Here is a 16,425-nt window from a genome sequence, read left to right as displayed (position 1 = left end):
CGGAATGATGTTCTCTGGTCAAGGCGAGAACAACCTCACTATAGCGATGAAACATGTCGGCATAATGAAGAAATCATGGAGAAAAATTCACCTGTTCACCCTGGTGACAGAGCCTTTTGGCTGAGATAAAATCCGCACTAAGAAAATTCTTATATACAATATTCAGACACGAGGAAGCATGTTTCAGTTAAATCCGGGCAGCCTGGCGATGATTATTGGTGCCCGCACGCCAGCAGGGCGTCGCAATATTGGCAAATCCGTTGAGCTGTTCAGCCTTTGCCATCCGGGAGAGCGGTTTTTAAATCCGGTCAACGGCGTGATGACAGAGCTGCCGCCATCTGCACAGCGCCCCCTGTGGCTGGTGACCGGGGATGTCTGGTCGGTGGATAATCAACACGGCTTTGCGTTTGTGCGCCCGGAATACCTGATGCCGCTCACGCCTGAAGAGGCGCCGGAAACCCTCGACGCCCTGATGCTGGACTGACTTACAGCTCGCGCAGCCAGGCGGCTAACACCCGCGCGTGATTCTGCTGCGGATCTTTTGCGCCGTAGAGCAGCGTCACGGTCTGCTTGTCCGCCAGGCGGGCAATGCGCCGTCCCTCATCCTCATGTAATGCCAGCTCCTGACGATAGGCTTCGCTGAAGCTGGCAAAGTCGATCGTCTCGCTGTGAAATGCCTTGCGCAGTTCATTTGACGGTGCCAGCGTCTTACACCACTCATCACACGCCAGCGTCTCTTTTTTCATACCCCGCGGCCAGAGCCGATCCACCAGGATCCGGTAACCATCCCCCTGGCTGGCCTCGTCATAAAGACGTTTGCAATGAATCATTCTCTTGCCCCTCAATTTAAGGTGTTGTGATAACAACGAAAGATCGGTAGTCTGACGCGCCTTATGTTATCTGATATTTATCTGGCATAAGGATCACTCTATGGAACTCTCTCCGGTAAAAGATACCCTCCGAATTGCACTGGTCGGCGACTACAATCATGACGTGCTGGCTCACCAGGCGATCCCTCTGGCCATTGACGATGCCGCTGCGGTGCTGGACATTACCGCCGACTACGACTGGCTGGCGACCACCGAATTAACCAGCCCGGAAGACCTGGTCGGCTACGATGCTCTGTGGCTGGTTCCTGCAAGTCCGTATAAAAATACCGAAGCCGCGTTCATTGCCGCGCGCTATGCCCGTGAAAACAGCGTGCCGTTTCTGGGCACCTGCGGTGGATTCCAGCATGCGCTCATTGAATACGCGCGTAACGTGCTGGGCTGGGAAGATGCCGCCCACGCGGAAACCGATACCGAAGGCCGGATGGTGATTGCCCCGCTGACCTGCTCGCTGGTGGAGGTCGCCGATACCATCGAACTGCGCGCCAACACCCTGATCGCTAAAGCCTATGGCCAGGAAGAGATCGAGGAGGGCTATCACTGCAACTACGGCGTATCGCCTGAGTTCGCGCAGGCGCTGGATAAAGGCGATATGCGCGTCACCGGCTGGGACGCGCAGGGCGAGATCCGCGCCGTTGAGCTGGTAACGCATTCGTTCTTCGTGGCGACGCTGTTCCAGCACGAGCGCGCCGCCCTTGCCGGGCGTCCTGCGCCGCTGGTGCGGGCTCTGCTTCGCGCGGCGCAGAATTACTGAAGACAACTTAGCCCGGTGTGATCACCCGGTCACGCCCGGCAAGCATACCGCACACCGCCATGATGACTGACACCAGCGCGCAGGCAAGCAGTGGGATCCGCCAGTCGCCATTGGCATCATGGATTTTACCCATTAACGGTGGACCACAGGCGGCAAGCAGATAACCGACCGACTGCGCCATCCCGGAAAGCGCCGCCGCCTGATGAGCCGAGCTGGCACGCAGGCCGATAAAGGTCAGGCCGAGGATCATGGTGGCACCGGAGCCAAAGCCAAATATTAGCGTCCACATCACCGCCATATCCGGCATAAACCACAGCCCGGCCGCGCTCACCGCGCACATCATTGCCGCCAGCCCGGCGACACCGCGCTGATCCTTCAGGCGAAGCAGAATTAACGGCACCACAATTCCCGGCGCGGCGGTCGCCAGCTGTAACAGCCCGTGCAGGGAGCCCGCCTCGGTTTCGCTGTAGCCATGACTCTGCAGGATCGCCGGAAGCCAGCCGATAATCACATAGTAAATCAGCGAGTTGATCCCCAGAAACAGCGTCACCTGCCAGGCGAGCGCAGAGCGCCAGATCCCCCGGTTTTGCAGCGCGCGGGCGCCGCTCAGGGAACCGGCGGGGCGCTGACGCCACTGCGGCAGCCACAGCAACAGCGCCAGCAAAGGAAACGCCATCAGCATCAACAATGCCCCGTGCCAGCCCGCGCCGCTCAGGGCGACGGGCACCACCAGCGCCGAGCCCAGCGCAGCGGCGGCCCCCATGGTCAGGGAGTACGCCCCGGTCAGTTTTGCCACCTGGCCGGGAAAATCGCGTTTGATAAGCCCCGGCAGCAGCACGTTGCCCAGCGCAATGCCGCAGCCAATGACGGCGGTGCCGCCAAACAGCAGCGCCGCTGAGGGCAACGAACGCAGGGCAATCCCGGCAATAATCAGCAACAGGGCGATAAACAGGCTGCGCTCCATCCCGATACGCCGGGCGAGACCCGCCGCCAGCGGGGAGATCAGGGCAAAGGCCAGCAGGGGCAGGGTGGTGAGCAGCCCGGTCTGGGCGGTGGTCAGGGCGTAATCGGCGCGAATAGCGTCAAGCAGCGGCGCGGCCCCGGTAAAGGTCACCCGCAGCGAGGTGGCAATCAGCAAAATTCCGGCGATCAACAGCGCTCGCTGTTTACCGGTGGCAGAAAGGGCAAGGGTCATGAGTATCTCTTACGTCGAAATGAGCCTACAGGATACGCATTTTCACGCTGGCTGAAATCAGGCTAAAATGACAGATTATCGCTAATATCGGACAAAATTATGTTTGGCCTCGGCCTTGAGGGATACGATCCCGACAGCCAGCACGACCCGGCGGTGGCGTTTCATGTGCGCGTGGTGGCAGACGAGCAGCGCATCCCGCGCCACCAGCACCGCAAAGGACAGCTCATTCTGGCCCTGCATGGGGCCATCACCTGCGAAGTGGAAAATGCCATGTGGATGGTGCCGCCGCAGTTTGCCGTCTGGATCCCCGGCCAGCTACCGCACAGTAACAAGGCGACACCCAGCGCCCGACTCTGCTTTTTATTTATCGAACCCGACGCCGTGTCGCTGCCGGATCGCTGCTGCACGCTAAAAATTTCCCCCCTGGTGCGGGAGCTGATCCTCACCCTGGCCGAGCGCAGCCCGGACGTGCAGGAGCCGGCGACCCGGCGGCTGGTGGAGGTGCTGTTTGATGAACTGCCCCGCCAGCCCCAGGAGCATCTGCAGCTCCCGGTATCCACGCACCCCAAAATTCGCCTGATGAGCGACACCATGGCGCAAACGCCTGCCGAATGGCAGACGCTGCACCAGTGGCGCGCCATTTTGCGATGAGCGAGCGCAACCTCGCCCGGCTGGTGGTCAGCGAAACCGGGCTCAGTTTTCGCCGCTGGCGGCATCAGCTTCAGCTGATTGTCGCCCTGCAGGGGCTGATTAGCGGGCAGTCGGTGCAGCAGGTGGCGCATCATCTGGGTTATGACTCCACCACGGCGTTTATCACCATGTTCAAAAAAGGGCTGGGACAAACCCCGGCCCGGTATATCGCCAGCCTCGCTACGACTTTCCGATAAACAGCGACACCAGCCCGGCGGCAATAAGCGGCCCGACCGGGACGCCGCGAAACAGCGCCACGCCCAGTACCGTACCTACCAGTAGTCCGGCCACCAGCGTAGGCTGTGAGCTCATCAGCGTGACGCCGCGCCCGCCGAGCCAGGAGACAAATACCCCTACGGCAATGGCGATAAGCGATTTCCAGTTCATAAAGGCGTGGATCAGCGTCGAAGCCGGTAAGGTGCCGCTGGCAATGGGTGCCATCACGCCGATGGTGAGGATGATAATCCCGATGGTCAGCCCCTGTTTTTCAATCCACGGGAAAAAGGTGTTAAGCGGCGTCACCCGGACAATGATCAGCACCAGAATCGAGATCGCCACCGTGGTGTTATGGCTGACGAAGCCCAGCGCGGCCAGAGCCAGAAGAATGAGCAGGGTAGGGTCAAACATGTTGTATTCCTTGCCAAAAATAAAAAAGTAAGCCTGCTTACTTTACGCCCTCGCACGCCTGTAAAAAGGGTTATGTGAAAAAAAAGTATTGATTTGGGCGATTGCCTGAAAGGGGCCGGGCAGCGCGGCAGGAACCCGTTTCGTTGACGATAGCCCTTTCTACTACAGAAGGTTATTTACAGATATTTGGAAACATTCATTTCGTATCTTTATTAGTAGCGGGCTATATAATCTTTAAATGCCCTTACAAATATTGAGATTTAATTTGATATGATCTTTTTCGTTATTAATTTGTTAATTGCGAGGTCCAATGAACCGGAAATTCAAAGAGATTGATGAAACCGTTCGCGGGCTGAACCAGTCAACGGATGCGCACTTTAAGTGGTTGGTAAAGTTATTGCGCTTTATTGATAGCGGTGATGTCGATATACCCGAAATATGTAGTGACGATGCCCACCTGCATTGCGAGTTTGGACACTGGTTAAATACTCGCTTACTGGAGGAGCGGGAAGACACAAACTTTTTACTGGATATTAACAAAAAGCATATATGCGTGCATCAAACCTGTCGGAGTCTGATTATCGCCATTGAGCATCGGCGGCAAAAAAGTGAAGATTTCGATCTTTTCGAACAATCGTTGCTGGCTTTTACCGATGCCCTGACCACTTATAAAGTACATCTGCTGCAGCTGCGTACCAGCTACGATGCCCTGACCGGTCTGCCGCTGCGACGCATTCTTGATGAGTCGTTCTGCAGCATGAATAAAGAGCTGGGTGCCGAGGGGCTATACCTGCTATTACTGGATATCGATCACTTTAAAAAAGTGAATGATAATTACGGTCATCTTAACGGGGATATTGTCCTGCGTTCGCTGGCGATGAATATCAGCAATAATATTCGCCGCTCTGAGTCAATGTATCGCTACGGTGGCGAAGAGTTTATTGTTGTTCTGCATGCCACCAACGACCGGGAAGCGGTTACCATCGCCGAACGGCTTCGTCGTGATATTGCTCGTCTGGAAACTTTCGCCGGAGAGCATATTATTCGCATTACTTTTACCGGCGGCTTAACACGTATTCATCAGGAGGAGACGCTCAGGGAAGTGCTCGAGCGAGCAGATATTGCGTTATATACCGGCAAAAAAAGCGGGCGTAATTGCACCCATTTAATTAACAGGGAACTGCAAACCCAGAAGTATTGCGATTAACGAACAGGCCAGTTATTAATTAACTGGCCTGTTTATTTGTGCGCTCGTTCAGCATGTAATGGCAGTATTAATTTTTTCAACTCTTTTCTGTACCTCTTATTCTCTTCACCCGGTGTTGTTATGGCGCTTACCCTTCGGCAAAATTTTACTCCAGTTTATGTGCCTGCTCGTTAAGCGCTTTCGGTAGCGAAAGGATTCGGTTTGCAGCGGTACACCACGCCATCCTTAGCTCAGGCACAGAAATGAAAAAAGTAAAATTTACCCCCCATCCGCTGGCCGTGGGGCTGCTGATCGCTATCTCCGGCACCAGCCTGGCGGCAGAGAATAGCCGCACGGCGCCGGTAGACGATCAGGATGTGATCACCGTGACGGCACCGGTGCTATCTCCTCTGGAAGTGGTGACATCGCCAAAAACGCCACGCCAGCCGGTCCCGGCCAGCGACGGCTCGGACTACCTCAAAACCATCCCCGGCTTTAGCCAGATCCGTAACGGCGGCAGCAATGGCGATCCCGTATTTCGCGGCATGTTTGGCTCCCGCCTGCGCCTGCTGACTAACGACAGCGAGATGCTCGGTGCCTGCCCGGCACGAATGGATGCCCCCAGCTCGTACATTTCGCCTGAAAGCTACGATCTGCTGACGGTCACCAAAGGGCCGGAAACGGTGCTCTGGGGGCCAGGTAACTCTGCCGGGACGGTACGTTTTGATCGCGAACCGCCGCGCTTTGACAGCGCAGGCATCAAGGGTGACGCCAGCTTCCTCGCCGCCTCTAACGATCGCTTCGACGAGTACGCCGACGTCAGCTTCGGTAACGACACCGGCTATGTTCGCCTCAACGGCAATAAATCGAAATCGGGCGACTACAAAGACGGCAACGGCGATCGCGTGGCGTCGAAGTGGGACAAGTGGAACTCCGATCTGGCGGTTGGCTGGACGCCGGACGCCGATACGCTGCTGGAACTGACCGCCGGGCAGGGTAACGGCGATGCCAGCTATGCCGGTCGCGGTATGGACGGCTCTCAGTTCAAACGCGAAAGCCTGGGCCTGCGCTTTAAGAAAGAGAATATCGGCGAGGTCTTCGACTCGCTGGATATGAGCGTCTACTACAATTACGCCAACCACATCATGGACAACTACTCCATGCGTTCTCCGGACTCCGGCTCCATGAACGGGATGCCAATGGGGTCGATGAATATGTCGATGCCGATGGAGAAACAGGTCGATCGCCGCACCGTCGGCGGCAGAATGATGGGCACCTGGCTGTGGTCAGATTTCCAGCTGCAAAGCGGGCTGGATATGCAAACCAACACCCATCGCAGCTATGAAGAAGACGAGAATAAAGGCTGGCAGGAGGACGCGCGTTTTCACGATTACGGTGCCTTCAGCGAGCTGACGTGGAATGCGACCGATCTGAGTAAAGTGATCGGCGGCGCGCGTCTGGATAAAGTCGAAGTGGATAACTACACCGGCATCGGCAGCGACAGCCGGGAAGATACGCTCCCGGCGGGCTTCCTGCGCGTGGAGCACAATCTGGGCACTATGCCGGCGATGTTTTACGCCGGGCTGGGGTATACCGAACGCTTCCCGGATTACTGGGAGCTGTTCTCGCCCACCTATGGTCCGGACGGCACCTCGGACGTGTTTGATAACCTGAAGCCAGAGCAAACCACCCAGCTTGATATCGGAGCCCAGTATAAAGGCGAGCGCACTACCGGGTGGATCTCCGCCTATGTCGGGCGCATCAACGACTACATCCTGTTTATCTACGATCCGGACGACTCCCACGTCAGCCAGGCCGACAACGCCGATGCCACCATTATGGGCGGTGAGATGGGCGCGTCGTATCAGCTGAGCGATCAATGGAAAACCGACGCGACCCTGAACTACTCCTGGGGCCAGAACACCGACGATCACCAGCCGCTGCCGCAGATGCCGCCGCTGGAGGCGCGTCTTGGCCTGACGTGGGAGAAGGGCGATCTGAGCTCAACCGGGCTGCTGCGCATGGTCAGCCCACAGCATCGGGTGGCAATGAACGAAGGTAACGTGGTCGGGAAAGATTTCGATCAGAGCGCCGGGTTCGCCATCCTCTCCGCCAACGCCGCGTACAAGGTGAATAAGTTCCTGAAGCTCAGTACCGGCGTCGATAACCTGCTGGACAAGAACTACAGCGAACACCTGAACCTGGCGGGGAACAGTAGCTTTGGTTACTCCTCCGACACGCCAGTGAATGAGCCAGGCCGCACGGTGTGGGCGAAGATGAACGTCACGTTCTGAGGCGTGACAGCCAACGTAAAACCGCCGGTCAGTGACCGGCGGTGGCGTTAACTGTTGCTGGTGGCAGATTGCTTGTGGAACAGCTCTCTGAATACCGGATAGATATCTTCCTGGTCGCGAATGTGCTGCATCGCGAAGTTATCAAACGTGGTTTGCAGATGTTCATACTCACGCCATAGCGTCTGGTGGGCGCGGCGGGTGATCTCGATATAGCTGTAGTAACGCACCACGGGCAGCAGTTTTTTCGCCAGAATTTCATGACACAGCGGCGAATCGTCTGCCCAGTTATCACCATCCGACGCCTGCGCGGCATAGATGTTCCACTGCGCCGGGTCGTAACGCTCTTTCACCACTTCATCCATCAGCTTCAGGGCGCTGGAAACAATCGTCCCGCCGGTCTCCTGGGAGTAGAAGAACTCGTGCTCATCCACCTCTTTGGCCTGGGTGTGGTGGCGAATATAGACTACCTCCACGTTCTTATAGGTTCGGCTCAGGAACAGATAGAGCAGAATATAAAAGCGCTTCGCCATGTCCTTGGTGGCCTGATCCATCGAGCCCGAGACGTCCATCAGGCAGAACATCACCGCCTGGCTTGAAGGCTCGGCACGTTTTTCATAGTTCTTGTAACGCAGGTCAAAGGTGTCGATAAAGGGCACGCGCTCGATTTTGGCGCGCAGTTCGGCGATCTCTTTGCGTAAACGCTCCTCTTCCAGCAGTTGCGCGGGTTCGCTGTTTGCCACGCTATCCAGGGTGGCTTCCAGCTCGCGCAGTTCACGCTTCTTGCCCGCCGTCATGGCGGTACGGCGCGCCAGTGAGTTCTGCAGTGAACGCACCACGCTGATGTTGGCCGGAACGCCGTTAGCGGTGAAACCGGCCCGGTGCGTTTTATATTCGTTCAACTGACGATGCTGGTTTTTCTTCAGATTTGGCAGGGCCAGATCTTCAAACAGCAGATCCAGGTACTCATCTTTGGAGATCTGGAAGACAAATTCGTCCTGTCCTTCACCGTCCTGGCTGGCCTGGCCCTGACCACTCCCGCCGCCACCGCCGCCGCCCTGAGGACGCTCGATACGGTCGTTCTGGACAAAATGGTCATTACCCGGATGAACGCGATGGCGCAAACCGCCGCGTCCCTGATGGAACATCGGTTCGCTAATGTCGTCCGTCGGGATAGAGACGGACTCCCCGCTGTCTACGTCGGTCACCGAACGCTTGTTAATGGCCTCGGAGATCGACTGTTTGATTTGCGATTTATAACGACGCAAGAAGCGCTGGCGATTCACCGTGCTCTTGTTTTTGCCGTTAAGACGCCGGTCAATAAACCAGGTCATATGCCCCCCGTACTGCATTTGCCAACTTGCATTGTCCGCAAGTGCCGGATGGCGTTAACGCTTATCCGGCCTGCGGAACATAGTTGTAGGCCCGGTAAGCGGCAGCGCCACCGGGCTTAGTGTTAAGACGATTTACGCACGCGCAGGTACCATTCGCAGAGCAGGCGAACCTGTTTGCGGGTGTAGCCTTTCTCCATCATGCGATCCACAAAATCGTCGTGTTTTTTCTGCTCGTCGGTAGAGGTTTTGGCATTAAACGAAATGACCGGCAACAGCTCCTCGGTATTGGAGAACATTTTCTTCTCAATAACGGTGCGCAGTTTTTCGTAGCTGGTCCAGTTCGGATTGCGTCCGCTGAAGTTCGCTCTGGCGCGCAGCACGAAGTTGACGATCTCATTACGGAAGTCTTTCGGGTTACTGATCCCGGCAGGCTTCTCGATTTTTTCCAGTTCCGCATTCAGTGACTCGCGGTCAAACAGCTGGCCGGTATCCGGGTCGCGGTACTCTTGATCCTGGATCCAGAAATCGGCGTAGGTGACATAGCGGTCAAAAATGTTCTGCCCGTACTCAGAGTAAGATTCAAGATAGGCGGTCTGGATCTCTTTGCCGATAAACTCGGCGTATTTCGGGATCAGATAACCTTTCAGGAACTCCAGATAACGTTCAGCCTGCTCTTGCGGGAACTGTTCACGCTCAATCTGCTGCTCCAGCACGTAGAACAGATGCACCGGGTTGGCGGCCACTTCGGCGTGGTCAAAGTTGAACACGCGGGAGAGGATTTTGAACGCGAAGCGCGTGGAGAGACCGTTCATCCCCTCATCGACACCGGCGTAATCGCGATACTCCTGGTAGGATTTCGCTTTCGGGTCGGTATCTTTCAGGCTTTCACCGTCGTACACGCGCATCTTCGAGTAGATGCTTGAGTTTTCTGGCTCTTTCAGGCGCGACAGGATCGAGAAGCGCGACAGCGTTTCCAGGGTTCCCGGGGCGCACGGCGCATGAACCAGCTCACTGTGGTTCAGCAGTTTTTCGTAAATCTTGATCTCTTCGGAGATCCGCAGGCAGTAAGGCACTTTGACGATGTAAACACGGTCAAGGAAGGCCTCGTTGTTTTTGTTATTGCGGAAGGTGACCCATTCCGATTCGTTGGAGTGCGCCAGGATAATGCCGTTAAACGGCAGGGCGGAGATACCTTCCGTCCCGTTGTAGTTCCCTTCCTGGGTTGCCGTCAGCAGCGGATGCAGCACCTTGATAGGCGCTTTGAACATCTCGACGAACTCCATAATCCCCTGGTTGGCGCGGCACAGCGCACCGGAATAGCCGTAGGCGTCAGGATCGTTCTGGGCGTGGTTTTCCAGTTTACGGATGTCCACTTTACCCACCAGCGCCGAGATGTCCTGGTTGTTCTCATCACCCGGTTCGGTTTTGGCAATCGCAATCTGCTCCAGAATGGATGGCCACACCTTCACCACGCGGAATTTGGTGATATCCCCGCCAAATTCGTTCAGGCGTTTCGCTGCCCACGGCGACATGATGGTGCCGAGATAGCGGCGGGGAATGCCGTACTCTTTATCCAGAATCTGCGCATCTTCCTGCGGGTTAAACAGGCACAGCGGATGGTCGTTAACCGGGCTGCGTTCGCCGTTGGCGCTAAGTACGTAAATCGGTACGCGCTGCATCAACGATTTCAGCCGCTCGGCCAGGGACGATTTACCGCCGCCGACGGGACCCAGCAGATAGAGGATCTGTTTCTTCTCTTCCAGACCCTGAGCAGCATGCTTCAGATAGGAAACAATCTGCTCGATGGCATCTTCCATGCCGTAAAATTCTTCAAACGCAGGATATCGGGCGACGACCCGATTCGAAAACAGACGGGAAAGCCGTGGCTCCTGGGCGGTATCAACCATATTAGGCTCACCGATAGCCATCAATAGTCGTTCCGCCGCATTGGCATAAGCACTGCGATCTTGCCGGCAGATGGTAAGAAACTCCTGCAGTGTGAACTCTTCGTCCTTGGCAGCTTCATAGCGCTGGCGATAGTGATCGAATATATTCATGGCATGCCGTCCTTTCGTTTTTTAGCACAGGAAAAGAGCCGTTCATATGAATAGTAGAGGCTCCCGGAAGCAGGATCCGTTGCACCTCACTGCCAGAGCAGCAACCCGTGTGCCAGGTCGGGCGGCCGAAACTGCGGGGTGATCGGGTATTCAGCTTCTTAAAATTAAGCGTAGATGGCATTTGCAAAACTTGCATGTATGCCAAAACTAATTTCAATGACATATCAATAACTCATCCAGAAATTCAGCCAAATCTTTAACGCCAAACACACTTCCTTCACTGAACGGTAATCCGGGTGACAGCGTTTCGTCATCTGCCGCACGCACAATAATCGGTTAATCGAATTGATTAGCAGACAAAAAATTTTGAGCAAAAGGGGGAATGACGGTTACACTTCACCCGCTGATTATTTGACTACAGGAAAGAATGGATTGTGACCAAACTCAAACTTCTGGCACTGGGGATTATCGTTGCCACCTCAGTGAGTACAGCATATGCGGAGAATCAGTGGTCTGTTGGTGCTGGTGTCGGCGTAATCAATAGCCCTTACAAACAGTACGATCGCGATTTCTACCCGGTTCCGGTTATCACTTATGAAGGGGATAACTTCTGGTTCCGCGGACTGGGCGGCGGCTACTATCTGTGGAACGACCAGACCGACAAACTCTCCATCATGGCCTATTACGACCCGACGCACTTCAAACCTGGCGACAGCGACAACCGTCAGCTGCGTCAGCTCGACAAGCGTAAGAGCACCATGATGGCCGGGATTTCCTGGGTACATAACACCGAGTACGGTTTCCTGCGTACCGCGCTGGCGGGCGACACGCTCGACAACAGCAACGGTTATATCTGGGATCTGGCGTGGCTGTACCGCTACACCAACGGCGGTCTGACGCTGACGCCCGGCATCGGCGTGGAGTACAACAGCGACAACTACAACGACTACTATTATGGCGTGTCCCGTGACGAAGCACGTCGCAGCGGGCTGCACAGCTATGATGCAGACGACAGCTGGAAGCCGTACCTGGAGCTGACCGCCAGCTACAAGTTCGCGACTGACTGGAACGTCTACGGCACCGGCCGCTATGCCCGTCTTAGCGATGAGGTGAAAGACAGCCCAATGGTCGACAAGTCCTGGACCGGGCTGATGTCGGTGGGTGTAACCTACAGTTTCTGATTGTGCAATGTGTGTAGAGTCAGATATCTCAACAAATCGACAAAACTCACTATCTTCCTTAAGAACCCGCCATGTGCGGGTTTTTTTACAACCCTGTTCTTACACCTTAATACTCACGACAATAGATGTTACCGCATGCAGTTCCCCTTACTAAGCATAAAGGATAACTTGCATACTTCGTATAGTGTCATCCGGTTATAACTGTTAGTCACTGTCACGGCTAACTCTACAGGGATAGTGGATAACGGGGAGTTTCGGCTATCAATAAAGCCATGATAAGTATTCTTCGCATAACACTATATGCTGACTAGTTGTTCTTCTGAACCCATGTAATTCTCTTCAGTCTTATAGGTAAACTATCCACCATAGAAGTCATTATCATCGTCCTTCCTGCCTTCATTTTTATTGTATCAGTCACTTTGCTCATAACTTTCCCTATAGTCAAAAATGACTGACATCAAACTTTGGGGCTTTTTTTTTGTGCTTCGAAGGAAGTTATGGGTTGTGTGTTTTTACATCAATTTTAAAAAATTAACCAAATTAAAACAAAATGAGGAGATTCACCGGGGATCACACCTTTGATGGTTAACATTCCTGAAAGCTAAAGCACACCAGGTGAGAAAGGGGAAAGTTGAAGGGTTAGCGTTGGTAATAAGATATTGCTAAGTATTGCAGTATAGGAAGTTAAGTAGACTTCAGACATTTGTCAGACTATTGAATGATTTTCTATAAAATTTTTAAGTGGTAATAGTCACAAGAATTATTATTTATTTATGACTTTTTATTTTCTTTCGCTTGAAAGTTGATGAGAGTTTAAATTGAATTAATCTCATGTGTAATGCAACAATTATTAAACACTTTTACATATTGACATGTTTCTGACCCGCCTGCATTCTTCGACCCCAGACCGCCATTGTGGATAAAAAAGCTACAAGGTGGGGCTCTATGAATATTTAAAAACAGACCTACCCAAAGCACCGACTCAGTAAGTACCCGTGCAAAAAAAGACGGCGCATGCTCATTACTCGAATCGATGAATCGCTTTATGAATACGTCCGGGAAGCCGCTCACCGGCTAAGGCGAACGAGACAGGATATGTTCGGGGAGGATCTGGAACAGTTCATGGCTAAGCACGGCGAGGTTTCCCCCGCCGCAGAAACTAAATCACGTTAACTCTCTCGTCGCCAAACAGTCGAGTTAACACAACCCAGATCAAATTAATAATAGCAGACTCAACATGAAGAAATCACTCATCGCCACCGTAGTTTTGACCGTAATCACATCCAGTGCAAATGCAGCTGCATCTACCCCTGTAGCACCTGTTCTCACTGCACCAGGCCAGACCGCCTATGACGCTTCGCAAGATGCGAAAATTAACACGAACACCGCAGTACTGGGTGACAAGGTTGATACCTCTACTTATACCGCTGATCAGCAGGCCGCTTCTGCCAAGATTCAGCAGGCCTCTGACAAAGCCGATAATCTGGCCTCTTCCCTGAAACTACTGGAAAAGGCTCAGCAAGCAGTTAACGGCAACCTTAATAGCAAAAACGTATCTCAGGATACCGCAATCGCGAAGGCTCAGACTACCGCTGATGCTGCTACTACCTCCATGACGGGCAAAGTTGACCAGACAGCTTTCAAAGCCGATCAGGATCGCCAGGATAAAGCAGCCGCCGCTGAAACCAATCGCGTTAATGCCGAGCTGGTCAATGTTGGCACCAAAGCCACCAACGCACAAAAAACCGCTGACGCTGCAGCAGCGAAGGCGCAGAGTAACTCTACCGCTATGAACCAGCTGGCCGTATCTACTCAGGTGAAAGTAACTACCGAAACTGTCCGTGCCACTGCCGCTGAGCAGGCTAACGCAAAAGGTGTAGCTGATAACATCGTCGCTATTGCGAACAAAGTCGATCAGACCACTTATGACGCAGGCCAGGCCGCTCAGGATACCGAGATCGCCAGGAAACTGGATCGCGCAGACTGGCAGACTGCTCAGGGCATCCAGACATCGATCAACAAGGACCTGGATAAGGCCACAAAAGACAACGCAGCTGGTGTGAAAACCAATGCTGATGCCATTGCACAGGCTCAGAAGGATACGAATACCATCGCGGGCCAACTGGCCGGACGTATCGACACCAACAAACAGGGCGTAGCTGATAACGCTGCGACCATCGCTACCGAAACCACTCGCGCCACCAATGCCGAGCAGGATCTGTCTAACCGTATTGACAACATCCAGCTTACCCCTGGGCCAAAAGGCGATAAGGGCGACACTGGCGCGGCTGGCCGTGACGGCGTAGACGGTGCTCAGGGGATCCAGGGCGTTAAGGGTGACAAAGGCGATACCGGAGCCACCGGAGCCACCGGGGCGCAGGGTGCGAAAGGCGATCAAGGCATCCAGGGTCTTAAAGGCGATACTGGCGCGACAGGTGCGCAAGGCTTGAAAGGTGATAAGGGCGATAAAGGCGATAAAGGCGATAAAGGCGATACGGGTGCGCAGGGTATCCAAGGCCTGAAAGGCGATAAAGGAGATAAAGGGGATCAGGGTGCCACTGGTGCCGCTGGTAAAGATGGCGCTCAGGGTATCCAAGGCATTCAGGGTGTTGCAGGTCAGGATGGTAAGGACGGTAAAGACTTTGACCCGGCTGTAGTCCAGCAGGTTAAAGACAACAAGGCTGGCGTTGCCACCAACAAAGCGGATGTGGACGCAACCAAAAACGTCCTGAGCGCCCTGCAACAGCGTGTAAACCTGGATGAGCAGTACGACGGCGACGCGATCTCCAAAAACCGCGCCAATATCGACACTGAGCAGCAACGCGCCACCAGCGCTGAGCAGAGCCTGGATTCTGTGAAAGCTGACAAAACTGACGTTGCGGCCAACTCCACCAGCATTAAGCAGAACGCCGCTCGCGCTCAATCCAATGCCGATGTTGTTAAGCAGAACGCCGACACTGAACGCCAGCACTTCGCAGCCCTGCAAACCGCAGTAAACCAGAAGGTGGAAACCTCAGTATTCCAGCAGCGCTCCGCAGTGGTCGATCAGCGCTTTGCCGATACTGATGCGCGTATCCAGCAGCAGAAAGCAGAGCAGGACAAAACCAATAAGCAGGTAGCGGCCAACAGCAAGCAACTGGCTGACCATGAATCCCGCATTCAGGATCTGGAAGCCAACAACCAGACCAACTTTAAAAAGCTGCAAAACCAGCAGAACAAAGACCGTAAAGAGTTCCGCGCTGGTGTGGCTGGTGCGATTGCACTGACCCAGATCCCGCAGGTTCAGGCGGATCAGTCCGGTAACTTCGGTATGGGTGTAGGCACCTTCAACGGCGAGAACGCTATCGCCGCTGGTATCAGCACCCGCCTGTCCAGCTCTGTGACCCTGAAATCAGGTCTGAGCTGGGATACCCAAGGCAACGTCGGTGCAGGCGCTGGCATGGCTGTAGGCTGGTAATCACTTCCCACCAACAGGGGGGCGCAAGCCCCCTCTTGTACAGAAAAACGATGAGCATAAACCTTTACGACAACGCCCGACGCTATGCCGACGGCAAAACATCACAGAGCCGCGTCAGTGGCTTTTTTTCAGGAACCAACATGAAACGTTACGTAATCTCCGCGCTGGTGGCTGTAACCCTCGCTGGCTGCGCTGTGCAGGAGCGTGACACCCTGGGTGATGAACTGGCTCAGTTTCGCGCTACTCGCCAAATCTACGCTCGCGCGAATCTGCGATGCCAGCAATTGGTTACCGAGAAGTATCACGGCCGTCTTAATGGTCTTACACCTGTTGAAGGATCCGGTCGCCAGGAAATCGAGTCCGTTGCAAACAATGACCGTGCAGCTTGCACCGTCAACTATGAGCGCAAATCCGCTGCTCTATGGAATGAACAATCCCCCGAAGTACATGCGTTCTATGCTAAGCGCCGGGCTGAACTCCGAAAAGAGATTGTCCAGGTAGAAGCAGAAGCACAACGATAAGAAGAAATTAATATGAAAAAATGATGTTAGCACTCACCATGACCGCAGCGTTGGCCGGTTGCGCAGAACACCCCTATCTTTCCGCCGCAGCCGTCGGTGTGGGCGCCGCAGCGGTCGCTACTGCCGTCGCAAAGCATAAATACAACAAAGATGACTCCAAAAAGGATGATCACAAAGATGATCACCACCATAGGCACCACGACAATGACGACAATGGTCATCACCACGGCAATCGCCATCATCAT

At 54.4% G+C, this 16,425-nt stretch carries 13 protein-coding genes and 1 pseudogene; 8 read left to right on the top strand and 6 right to left on the bottom strand.

Annotated elements, in window-relative coordinates; all coding sequences use genetic code 11:
- The first annotated feature begins 178 nt into the window (after positions 1–178).
- Entirely contained in the window at positions 179–484 is a 306-nt protein-coding gene (locus tag K5I40_RS08070; protein ID WP_039029014.1) for a hypothetical protein, read from the top strand.
- Position 485: 1 nt separating this feature from the next.
- Here K5I40_RS08070 and K5I40_RS08065 read toward each other — a convergent pair whose 3' ends face one another.
- Entirely contained in the window at positions 486–830 is a 345-nt protein-coding gene (locus K5I40_RS08065) for a DUF488 domain-containing protein (RefSeq protein WP_138368748.1), read from the bottom strand.
- 100 nt (positions 831–930) lie between these two features.
- Between K5I40_RS08065 and K5I40_RS08060 the strand changes: the two genes are divergently transcribed.
- The gene (locus K5I40_RS08060; protein ID WP_223074278.1) at positions 931–1,641 is read left to right on the top strand and encodes a CTP synthase; all 711 of its coding nucleotides are present in this window, start codon (positions 931–933) and stop codon (positions 1,639–1,641) included.
- 7 nt (positions 1,642–1,648) lie between these two features.
- Here the strand turns inward: K5I40_RS08060 and K5I40_RS08055 are convergent, their stop codons facing one another.
- Positions 1,649–2,836: a CynX/NimT family MFS transporter gene (locus K5I40_RS08055; RefSeq protein WP_223074277.1), complete on the bottom strand. Its 1,188-nt coding sequence runs from the start codon at positions 2,834–2,836 to the stop codon at positions 1,649–1,651.
- A gap of 96 nt (positions 2,837–2,932) precedes the next feature.
- Here K5I40_RS08055 and K5I40_RS08050 point away from each other — a divergent pair.
- Positions 2,933–3,723 (top strand): annotated as a pseudogene (locus tag K5I40_RS08050) (AraC family transcriptional regulator).
- Here the strand turns inward: K5I40_RS08050 and K5I40_RS08045 are convergent.
- Positions 3,707–4,153, bottom strand: coding sequence for a DUF441 domain-containing protein (locus K5I40_RS08045; protein WP_039029019.1), 447 nt, complete (start codon positions 4,151–4,153; stop codon positions 3,707–3,709). The pseudogene K5I40_RS08050 and the gene K5I40_RS08045 overlap by 17 nt on opposite strands.
- Before the next feature lie 310 nt (positions 4,154–4,463).
- Between K5I40_RS08045 and K5I40_RS08040 the strand changes: the two genes are divergently transcribed.
- Together K5I40_RS08040 and K5I40_RS08035 are read left to right on the top strand one after the other, a co-directional pair.
- Positions 4,464–5,360 carry a diguanylate cyclase gene (locus K5I40_RS08040; protein WP_223074276.1) on the top strand — a complete coding sequence of 299 codons (897 nt, stop codon included), beginning with the start codon at positions 4,464–4,466 and terminating at the stop codon, positions 5,358–5,360.
- A gap of 242 nt (positions 5,361–5,602) precedes the next feature.
- Positions 5,603–7,633 (top strand): TonB-dependent copper receptor, encoded by a 2,031-nt coding sequence (locus K5I40_RS08035; RefSeq protein ID WP_223074275.1) that lies wholly within the window; start codon positions 5,603–5,605, stop codon positions 7,631–7,633.
- Between the two features lie 47 nt (positions 7,634–7,680).
- On the opposite strand, the gene K5I40_RS08030 is transcribed toward K5I40_RS08035, so the two are convergent.
- Both K5I40_RS08030 and yeaG read right to left on the bottom strand, forming a co-directional pair.
- Positions 7,681–8,964 (bottom strand): YeaH/YhbH family protein, encoded by a 1,284-nt coding sequence (locus K5I40_RS08030; protein ID WP_223074274.1) that lies wholly within the window; start codon positions 8,962–8,964, stop codon positions 7,681–7,683.
- Between the two features lie 122 nt (positions 8,965–9,086).
- Positions 9,087–11,021, bottom strand: a complete 1,935-nt coding sequence (yeaG, locus tag K5I40_RS08025) for a protein kinase YeaG (protein ID WP_039029022.1) — start codon at positions 11,019–11,021, stop codon at positions 9,087–9,089.
- Between the two features lie 434 nt (positions 11,022–11,455).
- Between yeaG and K5I40_RS08020 the strand changes: the two genes are divergently transcribed.
- The 3 genes from K5I40_RS08020 to K5I40_RS08010 all read left to right on the top strand — a co-directional run bounded on the left by K5I40_RS08020 (position 11,456) and on the right by K5I40_RS08010 (position 16,180).
- Positions 11,456–12,202 carry a MipA/OmpV family protein gene (locus K5I40_RS08020; RefSeq protein ID WP_039029023.1) on the top strand — a complete coding sequence of 249 codons (747 nt, stop codon included), beginning with the start codon at positions 11,456–11,458 and terminating at the stop codon, positions 12,200–12,202.
- A gap of 1,237 nt (positions 12,203–13,439) precedes the next feature.
- Positions 13,440–15,659, top strand: coding sequence for a YadA-like family protein (locus K5I40_RS08015; protein WP_223074273.1), 2,220 nt, complete (start codon positions 13,440–13,442; stop codon positions 15,657–15,659).
- Positions 15,660–15,799: 140 nt separating this feature from the next.
- Positions 15,800–16,180 (top strand): hypothetical protein, encoded by a 381-nt coding sequence (locus K5I40_RS08010; protein WP_223074272.1) that lies wholly within the window; start codon positions 15,800–15,802, stop codon positions 16,178–16,180.
- A gap of 26 nt (positions 16,181–16,206) precedes the next feature.
- On the opposite strand, the gene K5I40_RS08005 is transcribed toward K5I40_RS08010, so the two are convergent.
- Complete coding sequence (locus K5I40_RS08005; protein WP_251929584.1) at positions 16,207–16,425, bottom strand: hypothetical protein; 219 nt, start codon at positions 16,423–16,425, stop codon at positions 16,207–16,209.

Origin of the sequence: Leclercia sp. LTM14, assembly GCF_023736175.1 — a bacterium.
Lineage (GTDB): Bacteria > Pseudomonadota > Gammaproteobacteria > Enterobacterales > Enterobacteriaceae > Enterobacter > Enterobacter barmai.
This window is presented reverse-complemented; position numbering and strand designations above follow the sequence as displayed.